The sequence below is a fragment of the Peterkaempfera bronchialis genome (genome assembly GCF_003258605.2).
In the GTDB taxonomy this organism is placed as follows: Bacteria; Actinomycetota; Actinomycetes; order Streptomycetales; family Streptomycetaceae; genus Peterkaempfera; species Peterkaempfera bronchialis.
In genome coordinates, this window is sequence record NZ_CP031264.1 from 6,100,591 (window position 1) to 6,115,945 (window position 15,355).

The 15,355-nt window shown below is 74.7% G+C and carries 12 protein-coding genes; 4 read left to right on the plus strand and 8 right to left on the minus strand.

Going from position 1 to position 15,355, the window contains the following annotated elements; translation table 11 throughout:
* Nucleotides 1-24: 24 nt before the first annotated feature.
* Entirely contained in the window at nucleotides 25-780 is a 756-nt protein-coding gene (locus tag C7M71_RS26215) for a cache domain-containing protein (RefSeq protein WP_114914582.1), read from the minus strand.
* Complete coding sequence (locus C7M71_RS26220; protein WP_229758919.1) at nucleotides 770-1,558, minus strand: FadR/GntR family transcriptional regulator; 789 nt, start codon at nucleotides 1,556-1,558, stop codon at nucleotides 770-772. Before C7M71_RS26220 ends, C7M71_RS26215 begins: the two co-directional genes overlap by 11 nt.
* Nucleotides 1,559-1,784: 226 nt before the next feature.
* On the opposite strand from C7M71_RS26220, the gene C7M71_RS26225 reads away from it, so the two are divergent.
* Nucleotides 1,785-3,296: an APC family permease gene (locus tag C7M71_RS26225; protein ID WP_111494497.1), complete on the plus strand. Its 1,512-nt coding sequence runs from the start codon at nucleotides 1,785-1,787 to the stop codon at nucleotides 3,294-3,296.
* Nucleotides 3,297-3,375: 79 nt separating this feature from the next.
* Here C7M71_RS26225 and C7M71_RS26230 read toward each other — a convergent pair whose 3' ends face one another.
* From C7M71_RS26230 to gabT, 4 genes are read right to left on the minus strand one after another with little or no spacing between them, the layout of a single operon-like run.
* Nucleotides 3,376-4,566, minus strand: coding sequence for an acyl-CoA dehydrogenase family protein (locus C7M71_RS26230; protein ID WP_111494495.1), 1,191 nt, complete (start codon nucleotides 4,564-4,566; stop codon nucleotides 3,376-3,378).
* Entirely contained in the window at nucleotides 4,566-5,801 is a 1,236-nt protein-coding gene (locus tag C7M71_RS26235; protein ID WP_111494493.1) for a CaiB/BaiF CoA transferase family protein, read from the minus strand. Before C7M71_RS26235 ends, C7M71_RS26230 begins: the two co-directional genes overlap by 1 nt.
* Nucleotides 5,798-7,330, minus strand: a complete 1,533-nt coding sequence (locus tag C7M71_RS26240; RefSeq protein WP_114914583.1) for an aldehyde dehydrogenase family protein — start codon at nucleotides 7,328-7,330, stop codon at nucleotides 5,798-5,800. The genes C7M71_RS26235 and C7M71_RS26240 overlap by 4 nt, the downstream gene beginning before the upstream one ends.
* On the minus strand, nucleotides 7,327-8,634 hold the full coding sequence (gabT, locus tag C7M71_RS26245) for a 4-aminobutyrate--2-oxoglutarate transaminase (RefSeq protein WP_111495589.1): 1,308 nt from the start codon (nucleotides 8,632-8,634) through the stop codon (nucleotides 7,327-7,329). The genes C7M71_RS26240 and gabT overlap by 4 nt, the downstream gene beginning before the upstream one ends.
* Nucleotides 8,635-8,886: 252 nt before the next feature.
* On the opposite strand from gabT, the gene C7M71_RS26250 reads away from it, so the two are divergent.
* Entirely contained in the window at nucleotides 8,887-10,365 is a 1,479-nt protein-coding gene (locus tag C7M71_RS26250; RefSeq protein ID WP_162824386.1) for a PucR family transcriptional regulator, read from the plus strand.
* Nucleotides 10,366-10,412: 47 nt separating this feature from the next.
* Nucleotides 10,413-11,657, plus strand: coding sequence for a DUF4032 domain-containing protein (locus tag C7M71_RS26255; protein WP_111492639.1), 1,245 nt, complete (start codon nucleotides 10,413-10,415; stop codon nucleotides 11,655-11,657).
* 67 nt (nucleotides 11,658-11,724) lie between these two features.
* On the opposite strand, the gene C7M71_RS26260 is transcribed toward C7M71_RS26255, so the two are convergent.
* Nucleotides 11,725-14,070, minus strand: a complete 2,346-nt coding sequence (locus tag C7M71_RS26260; RefSeq protein ID WP_111492637.1) for a glycoside hydrolase family 65 protein — start codon at nucleotides 14,068-14,070, stop codon at nucleotides 11,725-11,727.
* The gene (locus tag C7M71_RS26265) at nucleotides 14,067-14,810 is read right to left on the minus strand and encodes an HAD family hydrolase (protein ID WP_111492636.1); all 744 of its coding nucleotides are present in this window, start codon (nucleotides 14,808-14,810) and stop codon (nucleotides 14,067-14,069) included. The genes C7M71_RS26260 and C7M71_RS26265 overlap by 4 nt, the downstream gene beginning before the upstream one ends.
* Nucleotides 14,811-14,947: 137 nt before the next feature.
* Between C7M71_RS26265 and C7M71_RS26270 the strand changes: the two genes are divergently transcribed.
* A complete protein-coding gene (locus tag C7M71_RS26270) occupies nucleotides 14,948-15,346 on the plus strand; it encodes an effector-associated constant component EACC1 (protein ID WP_111492635.1) in 399 nt (132 codons plus the stop codon).
* The last annotated feature ends 9 nt before the right edge of the window (nucleotides 15,347-15,355 follow it).

Consider the following 15,355-nt stretch of genomic DNA (forward strand, 5'->3'; position numbering starts at 1 on the left):
ACGGCCTCATGGGCCCGGCGGCGGCTACTCCCGGGCCGCCAGCGCCAGCACCCAGCCGCTGTCCAGCCCCACGTCGCCCGCGGCGAGGAAGACGCCGTCCCCCGGCTGCGGCATCCCCGGCAGCCGCGACCCCACCAGCCAGCGCGGCGAATTGGCCGCCACCACCCGCCGCTCCGGGCCGACCAGCACCGCGTCGTGCCCGGCGCCGCGCAGCAGCCCCAGCAGCCGGGACTCCAGGTCGCCCATCCGCAGGTCGGTACCGGCCACGCCGAGGAAGGCGGTGTCCGCCACCGGGACGGTGAAGGTGCAGATGTAACTGTCGGCGGCCGAGTAGTCCACATACGGGCCGAACACCGCGCGCCGGCCGTGGTCGCGGGCGGCCACGTACCACTCCATCTCGAAGTAGTCGTAGACATCCACCGTGGTCGGGTCCAGGTTGAGCCGCAGCGGCACCAGCCCGGAGCCGCCGCGCTGCCACCACTCGATGTGCCGCTCCCGGTCCGGCAGCAGCCCCGGCGCCGCCAGGAAGCCCAGCCCGTCCGCCGTCGGCTGGGCCGCCAGCTGCTCCGCGATGACCGGCTTGAGCCCGGCCAGGTCGGCCGCCCGGAAGGCGCCGCCCGCCGCCACCACCGCGCGCCGCCGCCGGACCACCTCGGCGGCGACCGCCTCCGGCCCGGCGAAGACCTCGTCCAGCAGGCCGCGCACCCGCGCCAGCAGTCTCTCCAGCACCGCCGTCGCGGAGCCGGCGGCGCCGTGCGGCGCCTGCGCCTCAGGCCCCATCGGCCACCTCCTCGCCCTCTCGCTCGGTGAGATCCCGCTCGGCCAGCCGCAGATGCAGCTCGATCAGCCGCCGCAGATTGCGCTGGACATGCCGCTCTGCCAGGGTCCGCGCCCGCTCGCCGTCCTCCTCGGCGATGGCGGTGGCGATGGCGTGGTGCTCCTCGACCACCTCGTCCACCGGCGTCCCGCCCCCGTACGAGAGCCAGAGCAGCCCCGCCGTGCCGGACTGGAGGTCGACCTCCCGGCGGGTGAGCCGCTCGGACTGCGACGCGATGGCCACCTCGATATGGAACCGGCTGTCGGCCCGGATCCGGGCGCCAAGCCCGTCCGCCCGGGACAGCTGCTCCACCAGGCTGAGCAGCCGCCGCAGGCTCGCGGCGGAGGCCCGCTCGGCGGCCAGCCGGGCCGAGGCGCCGGACACCGCGAACTGCTCGTCGGCCAGATCGCGCAGCTCGGAGACGGTGGCGGAGCGGATGCGGTCCTCCAGCAGCGCCAGCGGCGGGTTGGCCGGGCGGCGGACGAAGGTGCCGCCGTTGCGGCCGCGCCGGGTCTCCACCAGCCCCTGCTCACGCAGCACCGCCAGCGCCTCGCGCAGCGTCATCGGCGAGACCCCGAGCTGGGTGGCGAACTCCACCTCGGTGGGCAGCTGCTCGCCGTCCACCACCAGCCCCAGGTGGATGGCCTCGCTGATCCGCTGGACGACCTCGTCGGTGCGGCCGGCCGTGCGCAGCGGCGAGATCAGTGCGGCCCGCATCGCGGAAGCGCCCTGTGCGGCCACGGCCCTCCTCCGCTTGGTGTCCGGCTTGGTCTCCGGCGTGTCTCGGCTTGCCGGAAGGTCTTGTGCGCTAACCCATGGACTTGTAGCTTTTCGCGACAACCCCCGGGTGCCAAGCATCATAGCCAGCAGTGCCGGACGTTCCCCCCGTCGTCCGGCGCCGCCATGACCACGGCCCTCCCCCCACACCTCCGGCCCCTCCACCCCGGTTCGAGACACGGGAGCCCGCATGAGCCCCACCCCCGCCACTCCCACCGCGCCGACCGGCAGCGACACCGACAGCGACGCCGCCCATCTGGCGTCGCTCGGCTACAGCTCCGAGTTCAAGCGGGACATGAGCCCCTGGGCGAACTTCTCGCTCGGCTTCACCTATCTCTCGCCCGTCGTCGGCGTCTACTCGCTCTTCGCCTACGCCCTGGCCACCGGCGGACCGCCGATGATCTGGAGCTTCCTCATCGTGGGCGTCGGCCAGCTGCTGGTCGCGCTGGTCTTCAGCGAGGTGGTCGCCCAGTACCCGGTCGCCGGCGGCGTCTACCCCTGGGCCCGGCGCCTGTGGGGCCGCCGCTGGGCCTGGATGACCGGCTGGATCTATCTGATCGCCCTGCTCTGCACCATCGCCAGCGTGGTCTACGGCGCGGGCCCCTACCTCGCCTCCACCTTCGGCTTCGCCCCCACGGTCAACACCGCCATCGTCTGCTCGCTGGCGATCCTGGCGCTGGCCACCGTGATCAACTTCCTCGGCACCCGGGTGCTGGCCACCGCCGCCGTCATCGGCTTCACCGCCGAGATCGTCGGCGCCCTCGCGGTCGGCGGCTGGCTGCTGGCCACCCACCGGCACCACAACCTCGGCGCGCTCTTCGACACCTTCGGCGCCCAGGGCAGCCACAGCTATCTGTGGGCCTTCGCCGCCGCCGGACTGATCGGCGTCTACCAGTACTACGGCTTCGAGGCATGCGGCGATGTCGCCGAGGAGGTCCCCGACCCGGGGCGGCTGATCCCCAAGGCCATGCGCCGCACCATCTACATCGGCGGCGCCGCCGCCACCTTCGTCTGCCTGGCGCTGGTGCTCTCGGTGGCCGACATCCCGGCGGTGATCTCCGGCAAGGACGCCGACCCGGTCACCACGCTGCTGGACCAGGCGTTCGGCACCGTGGGCTCCAAGGTCGTCCTCGGGATCGTGCTGCTCTCCTTCCTCTCCTGCGCCATGAGCCTCCAGGCGGCGGCCAGCCGGCTGGCGTTCAGCTACGGCCGCGACGACATGATCATGGGCAGCCGGCTGCTGCGGAAGTTCTCCCAGGCCAAGCATGTCCCGCCCTATGCGCTGCTGCTCGCCGCGATCGTCCCCGCCGTGGTCGTGGTGGGCTCCAAGATCTCCACCGACGCCCTGACCAAGGTGATCAGCTTCGCCGCCGTCGGCATCTACCTGGGCTTCCAGATGGTGGTGCTGGCCGCGCTGCGCGCCCGGCTCAAGGGCTGGCAGCCCAGCGGCAAGTACCGGCTCGGCCGCTGGGGCCTGCCGGTGAACATCGCCGCGCTCGCCTACGGCCTGCTGGCCATCGTCAATATGTGCTGGCCGCGCACGCCCGGCACGCCCTGGTACGACAACTGGATCGTGCCGCTCTCCGCCGTGGTCGTGGTCGGCATCGGCCTGCTCTACATGGCCGTCCACCGCAGCCATGGGCGCAGCGACGCCCCGTACGACGACGCCATCCCCAAGGCCGCCGCCCTCCCCGGCAGCTGAGGACGGCTGGACGACCCCATGGCGAAGGGCCCGGCATCGGCCGGGCCCTTCGCCATGCCCCGCAGCGGGGCGGCGGGTGTCAGCGGAAGGCTGCCTGGCCGGTCAGGGCCTGGCCGATGACCAGGGTGTGCATCTCGGGGGTGCCCTCGTAGGTGAGCACCGACTCCAGGTTGTTCATATGCCGGATCACCGGGTACTCCAGCGAGATCCCGTTGGCGCCCAGGATGGTCCGCGAGGTGCGGCAGATCTCCAGCGCCTTGGTGACGTTGTTGAGCTTGCCCAGGCTCACCTGCTCCGGCCGCAGCCCCACGGCGTCCTTGCGGCGGCCCAGGTGGAGCGCCAGCAGGGTGCCGTTGGTCAGCTCCACCGCCATCTGCGCCAGCTTGGCCTGGGTCAGCTGGAAGCCGCCGATCGGCCGGCCGAACTGCGACCGCTCCCCGGCGTACGCCAGCGCCGACCGGAAGGCGCTGCGGGCCGCGCCCATGGCACCCCAGAGGATGCCGTACCGGGCCTCGTTGAGGCAGGAGAGCGGGCCGCCCAGCCCGCGCACCTCCGGCAGCACCGCCGACTCCGGCAGCCGCACCGAGTCCAGCACCAGCTCACTGGTGACCGAGGCACGCAGCGACATCTTGTGCTTGATGGTGTGGGCGGCGAACCCCGGCGTGGCGGTGGGCACCACAAAACCGCGCACCCCCTCGTCGGTCTGCGCCCAGACCACCGCGACCTCCGCCACCGAGCCATTGGTGATCCACAGCTTGGTGCCGTCCAGCACCCAGTCGCCGCCGTCCCGGCGGGCCCGGGTGCGCATCGAGCCCGGGTCGGAGCCATGGTCGGGCTCGGTCAGCCCGAAGCAGCCGATGGCGTCACCCGAGGCCATCCGGGGCAGCCACTCCTGCTTCTGCTCCTCGCTGCCGTGCCGCCAGATCGCGTACATCGCCAGCGAGCCCTGCACGCTCACCAGCGAGCGGATGCCGGAGTCGCTGGCCTCCAGCTCCAGGCAGGCCAGACCGTAGTCGACGGCGCTCATCCCGGCGCAGCCGTAGCCCTCCAGGTGCATGCCGAGCAGTCCCAGCGAGCCCAGCTCCTTGGTCAGCTCGCGGATGACCGGCAGGTCCCCGGACTCGAACCAGTCCGCGACATAGGGGTCGATGGCGGAGTCGCACACCTGGCGGACGGCGGCCCGCACCGCCTTCTCCTCGGGGCTGAGCAGGTCGTCGATACCGGCCAGGTCCAGCGGGTCGGCCTTGGGGGCGGGGGTCTTGGCACTCATCAGGACACCTCTCGGGAGGGACGGGCTTGGGCGGGACGGACTTGGGCGGGACGGGCTTGTACGGGACGGGCTTCGGCGGGATGGACGAGCGGAGGGCTCTGCGGGTCGGTCAGCCAGGCGCGCACGCGGTCGCCGTCCGCGCCCAGCGCGGGCGGCGGCGCGGCCGGGCCGACCATGGCGGTGGAGTAGGTGGCGGGGTGGCGCGGGGCGGGCGTGCCACCCCCGGTCGGCGCCAGGGTGGGGGCCAGCCCCAGCCGCTCGGCCAGCGCGAAGCCGTCGGCGACCGAGCCGACCCGCCCGGCGGGCACGGCCGCAGCGGTGAGGCGGTCCTGCCAGACCCCGGAGTCCTCGGCGGCCAGCAGCTCCTCCAGGGCGGCCACCAGCGCCTCGCGGTTGGCCACCCGGGAGGCATTGGCGGCGAACCGCTCGTCCACCGCCAGCTCCGGCGCACCCAGCACCGCCGCCAGCCGGGCGAACTGGCCGTCGTTGCCGCAGGCCACCGCCAGCAGCCCGTCGCGGCAGCGCAGCGTCTCATAGGGCGCGATCGAGGGGTGGCGGTTGCCCATCCGGCCGGGCGGGCGGCCGGTCTCCAGGAACGACTGGGCCTGGTTCACCAGGGCGCCCAGCAGGCTGGAGAGCAGATTGACCTCCACCCGGCAGCCCCGGCCGGTCCGGGACCGGCCGGCCAGCGCGGCCAGTACGCCCACGGCGGCGTCCTTGCCGGTGAGGACGTCCACCAGGGCGACCCCGGCCTTGGTCGGCTCCCCGTCGGCGTCCCCGGTGATGGACATCAGGCCGCCCACCGCCTGCACCACGAAGTCATAGCCCAGCAGGTCGGCGCCCGCGCCGCTGCCGAAGCCGGTGACCGAGCAGTAGACGACCCCCGGGTTGGCGGCCGACACCTGGTCGTAGCCGAGGCCCAGCCGGTCCAGGGCGCCCGGCCGGAAGTTCTCCACCAGCACATCGGCGCGTCGGGCCAGCTCCTGCGCCAGCGCCCGGTCGCCTCCGTCGGCCAGGTCGAGCGCGACGGAGAGCTTGGAGCGGTTGACGCTCTCGAAGTAGGTGGTGGACGACGCCGACCAGGGCGGCCCCCAGGAGCGGGTGTCGTCACCGGAGCCGGGCCGCTCCACCTTGACCACGGTGGCGCCCAGGTCGGCCAGGGTCATGGTGCAGAGCGGCCCGGCCAGCACCCGGCTGAAGTCGGCGACCAGGACGCCGTCCAGCGGCCCGCTCATCGGGTGGGCCCTTCCAGCGGGCGGCCGGTGCCCGGCTGGAGGACGCCGTCCACCCGGCGCGGCACACCCCATGGGTCGGCGTCCCGCAGCGGCTCCGGCAGGGCGGCCTGCGGGACGTCCTGGAAGGCCACCGGCCGGGTGAAGCGGTCCAGCGCCGCCGCGCCGACGGAGGTGGCCTCCGGGCGGCTGGTCGCCGGCCAGGGGCCGCCGTGCTGCTGCGCCCAGGAGGTCGCCACCCCGGTCGGCCAGCCGTCCACCACCACCCGGCCCGCCCGCCCGGAGAGCCGTGCCACCAGCCACGGCAGATCGGGGTCGGCCGGTCCGGCGGAGGCCACCGCCGCCGCCAGGCTCGGCTGGAGCCGCCCCAGCAGCTCCCGCAGCTGCGCCGGGCCGTCGTACTCCACCACCAGCGCCACCGGGCCGAAGCACTCGGCCAGCAGCCGGGAGCCCGGCCGCAGCGCCTCGGCGGGCGCGGCCAGCACGGTCGGGGCGGCGGCGAAGCCCTGCCCGGCGGCGGCCACCGAGGCGACCGGCTCCGCACCGGCCGCCACCAGGTCGGCGACCCCCTGCCGGTACGCCTCGGCGATGCCCTCGGTGAGCAGCCACCCGGGCTCCACCTCGGCCAGCGCCTTGGCCGCCGCCTCGGCCGCGCCGCTGCCGCGCGGCGCCAGCAGCAGGCCGGGCTTGGTGCAGAACTGCCCTTGGCCCAGGGTGAAGGAGGCGACAAAGCCCGCCGCCGCCCGCGCCGTACCGCCCTCGGCGGCAGCGGCGGCCGGGGTGAGCACCGCCGGGTTGACCGTGCCCATCTCGGCGAAGACCGGGACCGGCACCGGCCGCCGGGCCGCCCGCTCCACCAGGGCCGTCCCGCCGGACTGCGATCCGGTGAACGCCACGGCGGCGACCTCCGGCGCGTCCACCAGGACCAGGCCCGCGTCGAACCCGGTGACCAGCGCGAACGCCCCCTCCGGGGCGCCCGCCGCGCGCAGCGCCGCCGCCACGGTGGCCCCGAGCCGGGCGCTGAGCAGCGGGTGCGCCGGGTGGGCCTTGGCCAGCACCGGGCAGCCGGCGGCCAGCGCGGAGGCGGTGTCATGCCCGGCCACCCCGAAGCCGAACGGGAAGTTGGAGGCGCCGAAGACCGCGACCGGGCCCAGCGGCCGGTTCATCCGCCGCAGGTCCGGCCCGGCGGCCCGGTCGATCCGGACGTCCAGCCAGCTCCCCTCGGCGGCGACCGATCCGTAGAAGCGCGCCTGTGTGGCGGTGCGGCCGACTTCGCCGCGCAGCCGCTCCAGGCCGAGCGCCGTCTCGCTGTCGGCCAGTGCGGCCAGCTCCTCGGCGTCGCGCTCCAGCGCATCCGCGACCGCGTTCAGCCACCCTGCCCGTACGGCGGGCGGGGTCGCGGCGATCCGCTCGGCGTCCCGGGCGGCGACGGCGGCCAGCCGGGCCACCTCCGCCGGTGCGGTGGCGGCGGGCCCGTCGGACGCCGCGCCGGTGCGGGGGTCGCGGCTCAGCTCGGCCGCCCCGGCGCTCACGACGCGCTCCGGACGGCGGCCACCAGCACATCCAGCCCCTCGGCGAGCAGGTCTTCGGGGATCACCAGCGGGGGCAGCAGCCGGATCACATTGCCGTAGGTGCCGCAGACCAGGGCGACCACTCCTTCCGCATGGCAGCGGGCGGCCACCGCCCGCGCCAGTTCGGCGTCCGGCTCCAGCGTTCCCGGCCGGACCAGTTCGATGGCCATCATCGCGCCCCGGCCGCGCACCTCCGCGATGGCCGGGCACTCGGCCGCCAGCGGCTCCAGCCGGTCCCGGACCAGCCGCTCGATCCGCCGGGCCCGCTCCAGCAGCGACCCGTCCGCCAGCATCTCGAAGACGCCCAGCGCCGCCGCGCAGGCCAGCGGGTTGCCCGCATAGGTGCCGCCGAGACCACCGGGCCGCACGGCCTCCATCAGCTCGGCCCGGCCGGTCACCGCCGCCAGCGGCAGTCCGCCACCGAGCGCCTTCGCCGTGCAGACCAGGTCGGGGACGATGCCCTCGTGCTCGCTGGCGAAGACCGTCCCGGTGCGGCCCATCCCGGCCTGCACCTCGTCGGCGACCAGCACGATGCCGTACCGCCGCGCGATGCGCCGCACCCCGGGCAGGAAGCCGGGCGCGGGCACCACAAAGCCGCCCTCGCCCTGCACCGGCTCCACCACCACCGCCGCCACGGTCTCCGGGCCGACCCGCTCCAGCAGCTCCTCCAGCGCGGCGAGCGCCTGCTCGGCGCAGCCCTCAGGGCCGCCCGGCCAGCGCAGCGGATAGGCGTACGGCGCCCGGTGCACCTCGCCGGGGAGCGGGCCGAAGCCGGTCTTGTACGGGACCTCCTTGGCCGTCATCGCCAGCGTCATCATGGACCGCCCGTGGTAGGCGTGGTCGAAGACCACCACGCCGGGGCGGCCGGTCGCGGCGCGGGCGATCTTGACCGCGTTCTCCACGGCCTCGGCGCCGGTGGAGAAGAGCGCGGTCCGCTTGGCGTGGTCGCCGGGGGTGAGCGCATTCAGCCGCTCGGCGACCTCCACATAGCCGTCGTACTCGGTGACCAGGAAGCAGGTGTGGGTGAACCGCGCCGCCTGCTCCTGCACCCGGGAGACCACGGCCGGCGCGCTGGCGCCCACGCTGGTCACCGCTATGCCCGAGGCCAGGTCGATCAGGTGGTTGCCGTCCACGTCCACCAGCACACCGCCGCCGGCCCGCTCCACGAAGACGGGCAGCGTGACGCCCAGCCCGCCGGGCAGCGCGGCCTCGCGGCGCCGCTGGAGCGCCTGCGAGCGGGGGCCGGGCAGCGCGGTGCGCAGAATGCGGCGCTGCTCAGGGGCGGCGGGCGCGGCGGGCGCGGCGAGGGCGGCGGGGTCGGCAGGGTCGGCGGGGTCGGGGGAGGGCGGTACGACGGAGGCGAGATCGCTGGTCACAGAGGGTCCTTCCGAAAGCCGGAGACCGGGTGGTGGCCCACAACCTAGACACCGCGCGCCCGCAGTACCTTGGATGATCCGACCGCATCCGCGCCCACCCGGTGCAGACTGCACAGCACCACCCGGCCCCAGGAGGACCCCGTGCCCACCCTCGATGTCCTGGTGCGGACCCTCGGCGCCGACCTGGCCCCGGTCACCCCCGCCGAGCCGCCGCCCCGCGAGGTCACCGGCGTCCACGTCAGCGAACTCACCGACCCGACCCCGTACCTCTCCGGCGGGGAACTGCTGCTCACGACCGGCATGGGCCTGACCGGCCAGACCGCCCAGGCCCGCGCCTACGCCGCCCGGCTGGCCGGGCACGGCGCCAGCGGGCTCGGCATCGGCCTCGGCCCGGTGCACCAGCAGGTGCCCGCCACCCTGGCCGCCGCCTGCGAGGCCGCCGGGCTGCCGCTGCTGGTGGTGCCCGCGCCCACCCCCTTCCTGGTGGTCGCCCGCACCTACTGGTCGCTGCTGGCCGCCGCCGGGCAGGAGGAGCTGACCGCCACCCTCGGCGCCCACCGCGACCTGGTCCGGGCCGCCGCCGGGCCCGACCCGGTACCGGCCGTGGTCCGCACCCTGGCCGGCGCCGTCGAGGGCTGGGCCGCCCGGCTCGGCCCGGACGGCGAGGTCCTGGAGGTGTGGCCCCGGGGCCGCCGGGCCAGCGCGCACCGGGTCGCCGCCGAGGCCGCCCGGCTGCGGGTCGCCGGACCCCACTCCTCCGCCACCTTCCCGCTCGGCGCGGAGGACGTGGTGCTCCACCCGCTCTCCGGACGCGGCCGGCTCAGCGGCTTTGTCGCCACCGGCTGCCCCCGCCCCATGCAGCCGCCCGACCGGCAGCTGGTCCTCACCGCCTGCGCGCTGCTCGCCCTCCAGAGCGAGCAGCAGCGGCGCGGCATCGCCGCCTCCCGCGCCTCCCGCGCCTGCGTGGCCCGGCTGCTGCTGGCCGGGTACGTGGACGCGGCCCGCGCCCTCGCCGCCGAGCTGGGCCTCTCCGCCGCCCCGCCCCGGGTCCGGGTGCTGGGCCTGGCCGGGCTCACCGGCGCGGGCGCGGACGAGGTGCTCGACGCCCTGGAGCCCGCCGCCGCCCGGGACCGCCGCCAACTGCTGGCCGCGGCCGAACCGGACGAGGTCTGGGCGCTGCTCGGCCCGGCCGACGCGCCCGCCGCCCTGGACGCCGCCCGCCGCCTGGCCACCGAGCGGTGGACCGGAGCCCGTACGCTGCTCGGCGCCGAGGCCGCGCTGCCGGAGCTGCACCGGCAGCTGCCCGCGCTGCGCCGCACCCTGGCCGCGCTGCCCGCCGGCGCCGTACGCGACCTGGGTGCGGACGGGGCGCGCGGCCTGACCGCCGCGCCCTCCCTGGAGCCGCTGCTCCGCTACCGGCGCACCGACCTGGTCCCCACCGTCGCCGCCTATCTGCGCCACCGAGGCCAGTGGGAGCGGGCCGCCGCCGACCTGGGTGTGCACCGCAACACACTGCGGCACCGCATCGCCACCGCCGTCCGGCTGCTCGGCGCCGACCTGGACGACCCGGACGTGGCCAGCCGCACCTGGCTGGCGCTGCGCGAGAACGGTCTCGCCTGACGGGAGGCGGGTGACCCGGGCCCGCCGGATGCCGCACACTCGTGCGCATGACCTTCCAGATCACCGCCGCCGCCCCGGACCACCCGGGCCTGCTCCTTGAACTGCCCTGGCAGATACCCCTGGAGGAGTGGCCGGCACAGCACCTGGTCGCGCTGCCCCGGGGTATCTCCCGCCATGTGGTGCGGTTCGCACGGGCCGGCGGCGAGGTGGTGGCGGTGAAGGAGGTGGGGGAGTACAACGCGGTGCGCGAGTACGGGCTGCTGCGCGACCTGAACCGGCTGAACGTACCGGCGGTGGAGCCGGTCGCGGTGGTCACCGGGCGGGCGGACGGCGCGGGCGAGGCGCTGGAGCCGGTACTGATCACCCACCACCTCAAGGGCTCCATGCCGTACCGGGCGATGTTCGAGACCACCATGCGTCCGCGAACCGTCAACCGGCTGCTGGACGCGCTGGCCGTGCTGCTGGTCCGGCTGCACCTGGTGGGCTTCGCCTGGGGTGACTGCTCGCTCTCCAACACCCTCTTCCGCCGCGACGCCGGGGCCTATGCCGCCTACCTGGTGGACGCCGAGACCGGGCAGCTCCAGCCGCAGCTCTCGGACGGCCAGCGCTCCTATGACATCGAGATCGCCCGGGTGAACGTCGCCGGGGAGCTGATGGACCTGGAGGCCGGCGGCTCGCTGCACCCCTCGGTCGACCCGGTCTCCTTCGGCGACGCGCTGGCCGCCCGGTACGCCGAGCTGTGGCATGAGCTCACCCGGGCCTCGGTCTACTCCCGCAACTTCCGCCACCGCATCGACGACCGCATCCGGCGCCTCAACGACCTGGGCTTCGACGTCGCCGAACTCCAGATCAAGCACTCCCCGGACGGCGCCAGGGTCACCATCCTGCCCAAGGCCGTGGACGCCGGCCACCACCAGCGCCAGCTGCTCCGGCTGACCGGGCTGGACGCCGAGGAGAACCAGGCCCGCAGCCTGCTCAACGACCTGGAGACCTACACCGCGCACCAGGAGGACTACGAGCCGGGCGACCCGCTGAGCGCCAGCCGCGAGGTGGTCGCCCACCGCTGGGTCCGCGAGGTCTTCCGGCCCACCGTGCGGCTGGTCCCCAAGGAGCTGCGGGCCCGGATGGACACCGCGCAGCTCTACCACGAGATCCTGGAGCACCGCTGGTACCTCTCCGAGCGCGAGGCGGGCGATGTGGGGCTGGAGCGGGCGGTCGACGACTATGTCCGCACCGTGCTGGTCCACATCCCCGACCCGGCGGAACCGCTGGAGGACGCCCCGGTGGAGTGACCCAGTGGAGTGACCGGGGTGGAGTGACCGGGGTGGAGTGACCGGGGTGGAGTGACCCGCCCGGCCGTCAGAAGCGGTGCCCCGGCCGGCGGCCCGGCGGCTGCTTGGGCTCCGGCCGGGCGGCCGGGGCCGGCACCGGCAGCGTCTGCGGCGACTTGTCCGAGACGGTGATCGGCCGCCCGTAGTGGGAGACCTCCAGCGGCGCCCCCTCCACCATGGTGTAGGTGGCGACCGAGTCGGTGATCTCCACCCGCAGCCGCCTGCCCCGCACCAGCACCGTGAAGGCCAGCCGGGCCAGCTTCTCCGGCAGCCGGGGCGCGAAGCTCAGCGTCTCCTCGCGGTGCCGCATGCCGCCGAAGCCGCAGACCAGCGCGAGCCAGGTGCCCGCCAGGGAGGCGATGTGCAGGCCGTCGCGGGTGTTGTTCTCCAGGTCCTTGAGGTCCATCAGGGCGGCCTCGCCCAGATAGTCGTAGGCCAGCCGCAGATGGCCGACCTCGGCCGCCATGATCGCCTGGCAGCAGGCCGAGAGCGAGGAGTCCCGCACGGTCAGCGCCTCGTAGTAGGCGAAGTTCCGCGCCTTCTGCTCCTCGTCGAAGGCATCGCCCCGCAGGAACATCGCCAGCACCAGGTCGGCCTGCTTGACCACCTGCTTGCGGTACAGGTCGAAGTACGGGAAGTGCAGCAGCAGCGGGTACTGGTCCGGCCGGGTGCCGGGGAAGTCCCACACCTGGTGGCCGGTGTACCCCGCCGACTGCTCGTGCACCTCCAGGGTGCCGTTGTACGGCACCGTCATCGCCTCGGCCGCGTCCCGCCAGGCGGCGGCCTCCTCGTCGTCCACGCCCAGCGCCGCACCCTGGTCGCCGTGGCGCTCGACGATGTCGGCGGCGGCCCGCAGGTTCGCCTGGGCCATCAGATTGGTGTACGTGTTGTCGTCGGCGACCGCGCTGTACTCGTCCGGGCCGGTCACCCCGTCGATGTGGAACCGGCCGTGGGCGTCGTGGTGGCCGAGCGAGAGCCACAGCCGGGCCGTCTCCACCAGCAGTTCCACCGCCGTCTCCCGCTCGAAGACCTCGTCCCCGGTGGAGGCGACATAGCGCACCACGGCGTCCGCCACATCTGCGTTGACATGGAAGGCCGCTGTCCCGGCCGGCCAGTACGCCGAGCACTCCTGGCCGTCCACCGTCCGCCAGGGGAAGGTGGCGCCCTTCAGGCCCAGTTGGGCGGCCCGCTCCTTGGCGGCGGGCAGCGTGGACTGCCGCCAGCGCAGCGCCTCGGCGACGGCGTCCGGCGAGGTGTAGGTGAGCAGCGGCAGCACAAAGGTCTCGGTGTCCCAGAAGGAGTGCCCGTCGTACCCGGACCCGGTCAGCCCCTTGGCGGGGATGGCCCGCTCCTCCGCGCGGGCACCGGCCTGGAGCACATGGAAGAGGGCGAACCGGACGGCCTGCTGGATCTCCGCGTCCCCCTCGACCTCGACATCCGCCCGGCCCCAGAAGTCGTCCAGGTAGCGGCGCTGCTGCTCGACCAGCCCCTGCCAGCCGGTGGAGCGGGCGGCGGCCAGCGCCGCCTCCACCTGGTCGCGCATGGCGGGCAGCGAGCGGACCCCTGACCAGCCGTAGGAGACCAGCTTCTCCACGCGCAGCGCCTGGCCCGGCTTCAGCACCGAGGTGACGGTCAGCCGGGCCACGTCGGAGCCGCTCTCGGCGGAGGTCTCGGTGGACTTCGGCCCGGTCACGATGTGGTCGGCGGCGGCGGCGACCCGCAGGCCGCTGCGCTCGGTGCAGTGCACCAGCCGCAGCCGCCGGTCCTTGGCGTAGTCCTCCTCCGGTTGCAGCGGCGACTCCAGGGCGGCGGCGACCCGGGGGTCCTCGGCGGCCGTCGGCAGCTGCTCGTTGGCGACCAGCTCGGACTGCACCACCACCCGCACCTCGGCGTCCAGCGGCTCCACCTCGTAGGCGACGGCGGCGATGGCCCGCTGGGTGAAGGAGACCAGCCGGGTGGAGCGGACCTGCACGGTGCACCCGGCGGGGGAGGTCCACACACAGGTGCGGTGCAGCAGCCCGGTACGCAGATCCAGCACCCGCTCATGGGAGCGCAGCCGGCCGTAGCGCAGGTCGAAGGGCTCATCGTCCACCAGCAGCCGGATGATCTTGCCATTGGTGACATTGATGACGGTCTGCCCGGACTCCGGAAAGCCGAACCCGGCCTCCGCGTACGGCAGTGGGCGCAGCTCATGGACGCCGTTGAGGTAGGAGCCGGGCAGGCCGTGCGGCTCGCCCTCGTCCAGGTTGCCGCGCCAGCCGACATGGCCGTTGGAGAGCGCGAAGACCGACTCGCTCTGCGGCAGCACATCCAGGTTGAGCTCGGTCTCGCGCAGCGACCACGGGTCCACGGCGAACGAGGGGTGGGTGATCACCGGCGCTCCTCCAGCAGCTCGGCCAGGTCCTGCACCACGGTGTCGGCGCCGTGCTTGCGCAGCGCGTCGGCCTGCCCGACCCGGTCGACGCCGACGACATACCCGAACCGCCCGGCCCGCCCGGCGTCCATGCCCGCCAGCGCGTCCTCGAAGACCGCCGCCGCGCCCGGCTCCACACCGAGCTCCCGGGCGGCCTCCAGGAAGGTGTCGGGGTGCGGCTTGCCGGGCAGCTTGCGCTCGGCGGCCACCACCCCGTCGATCCGCACCTCGAAGAGGGACTCGATACCGGCCGACACCAGCACATCGCGGCAGTTGGCGCTGGAGGAGACCACGGCGGTGCGCAGCCCCTCGGCGCGCACCGCCTCGGCGAACCGCACCGAGCCCGGGTAGGCGTCCACCCCCTGCTCCCGGATCCTCGCCAGGACCAGGACGTTCTTCCGGTTACCGAGCCCGTGCACCGTCTCCCGCTCCGGCGGGTCGTCGTCCGCCCCCTCCGGCAGCTCGATGCCCCGGGAGGCCAGGAAGGTGCGCACCCCGTCGGCGCGCGGCCGCCCGTCGACGTACTCGTCGTAGTCCGCCACCGGGTCGAACGGCCGGAAGTCGTCGCCGTCGCGGCGCCGCAGGAAGTCGTCGAACATCTCCTTCCACGCGGCGGCATGCACCACGGCGGTCCTGGTCAGGACACCGTCGAGGTCGAACAGGCAGGCCCGGATGTGGTCCGGAAGGCCGAGCTTCGTCATGCATGCACCCCTCCCCCGCCCACGCGCCATGCATGCCCGCGGACCTGACCGACCACCCGGGCGCGGTGTGCGGCACCATGGCCCGATGACAGACCGTCAGCGTAGGATGGAGGCCGCGCGACCGGAGGGGGAGGTCAATGCAGCCCGGTGAGGTGCGGATCGTCGTCGAAGGCGCCGGGGCCCATGCGGACGCCGTCCGGACGCTGGACAAGTGGCTCGCCGGGGAGCGGGACCAGGGGCTCGGCGACCGGCCGCGCCGCATCGTGCCGCGCGAGGACGGCGAGCCCGTCCAGGGCCTGCTCGCGGACATCGTGCTCAACCTCGGCACCGACGGCGTGGTGGCCCTGGTGGGGGTGCTCGTCCGCTCGCTCCACAGCCATCTGCGCAACCAGCCCGACCCCGGCAGATCCGTCACCGTCCGGCTCCCCAACGGCAGCCGGTTCACCGTCCCCAGGGGGGAGATGACGCAGGGGGAGTTCGAGGCCCTGACCCTCCGGATCGTCCGGGCTTTGAACCAGGACGACCAGCCCGGGTAGCGGCAGCGG

Bases quoted from the DNA above. Each gene is read 5' to 3' on its own strand.
- C7M71_RS26215 (WP_114914582.1), bottom strand. From the start codon at position 780: ATGGGGCCTGAGGCGCAGGCGCCGCACGGCGCCGCCGGCTCCGCGACG.
- C7M71_RS26225 (WP_111494497.1), top strand. From the start codon at position 1,785: ATGAGCCCCACCCCCGCCACTCCCACCGCGCCGACCGGCAGCGACACC.
- C7M71_RS26230 (WP_111494495.1), bottom strand. From the start codon at position 4,566: ATGAGTGCCAAGACCCCCGCCCCCAAGGCCGACCCGCTGGACCTGGCC.
- C7M71_RS26235 (WP_111494493.1), bottom strand. From the start codon at position 5,801: ATGAGCGGGCCGCTGGACGGCGTCCTGGTCGCCGACTTCAGCCGGGTG.
- C7M71_RS26255 (WP_111492639.1), top strand. From the start codon at position 10,413: ATGACCTTCCAGATCACCGCCGCCGCCCCGGACCACCCGGGCCTGCTC.
- C7M71_RS26265 (WP_111492636.1), bottom strand. From the start codon at position 14,810: ATGACGAAGCTCGGCCTTCCGGACCACATCCGGGCCTGCCTGTTCGAC.
- C7M71_RS26270 (WP_111492635.1), top strand. From the start codon at position 14,948: ATGCAGCCCGGTGAGGTGCGGATCGTCGTCGAAGGCGCCGGGGCCCAT.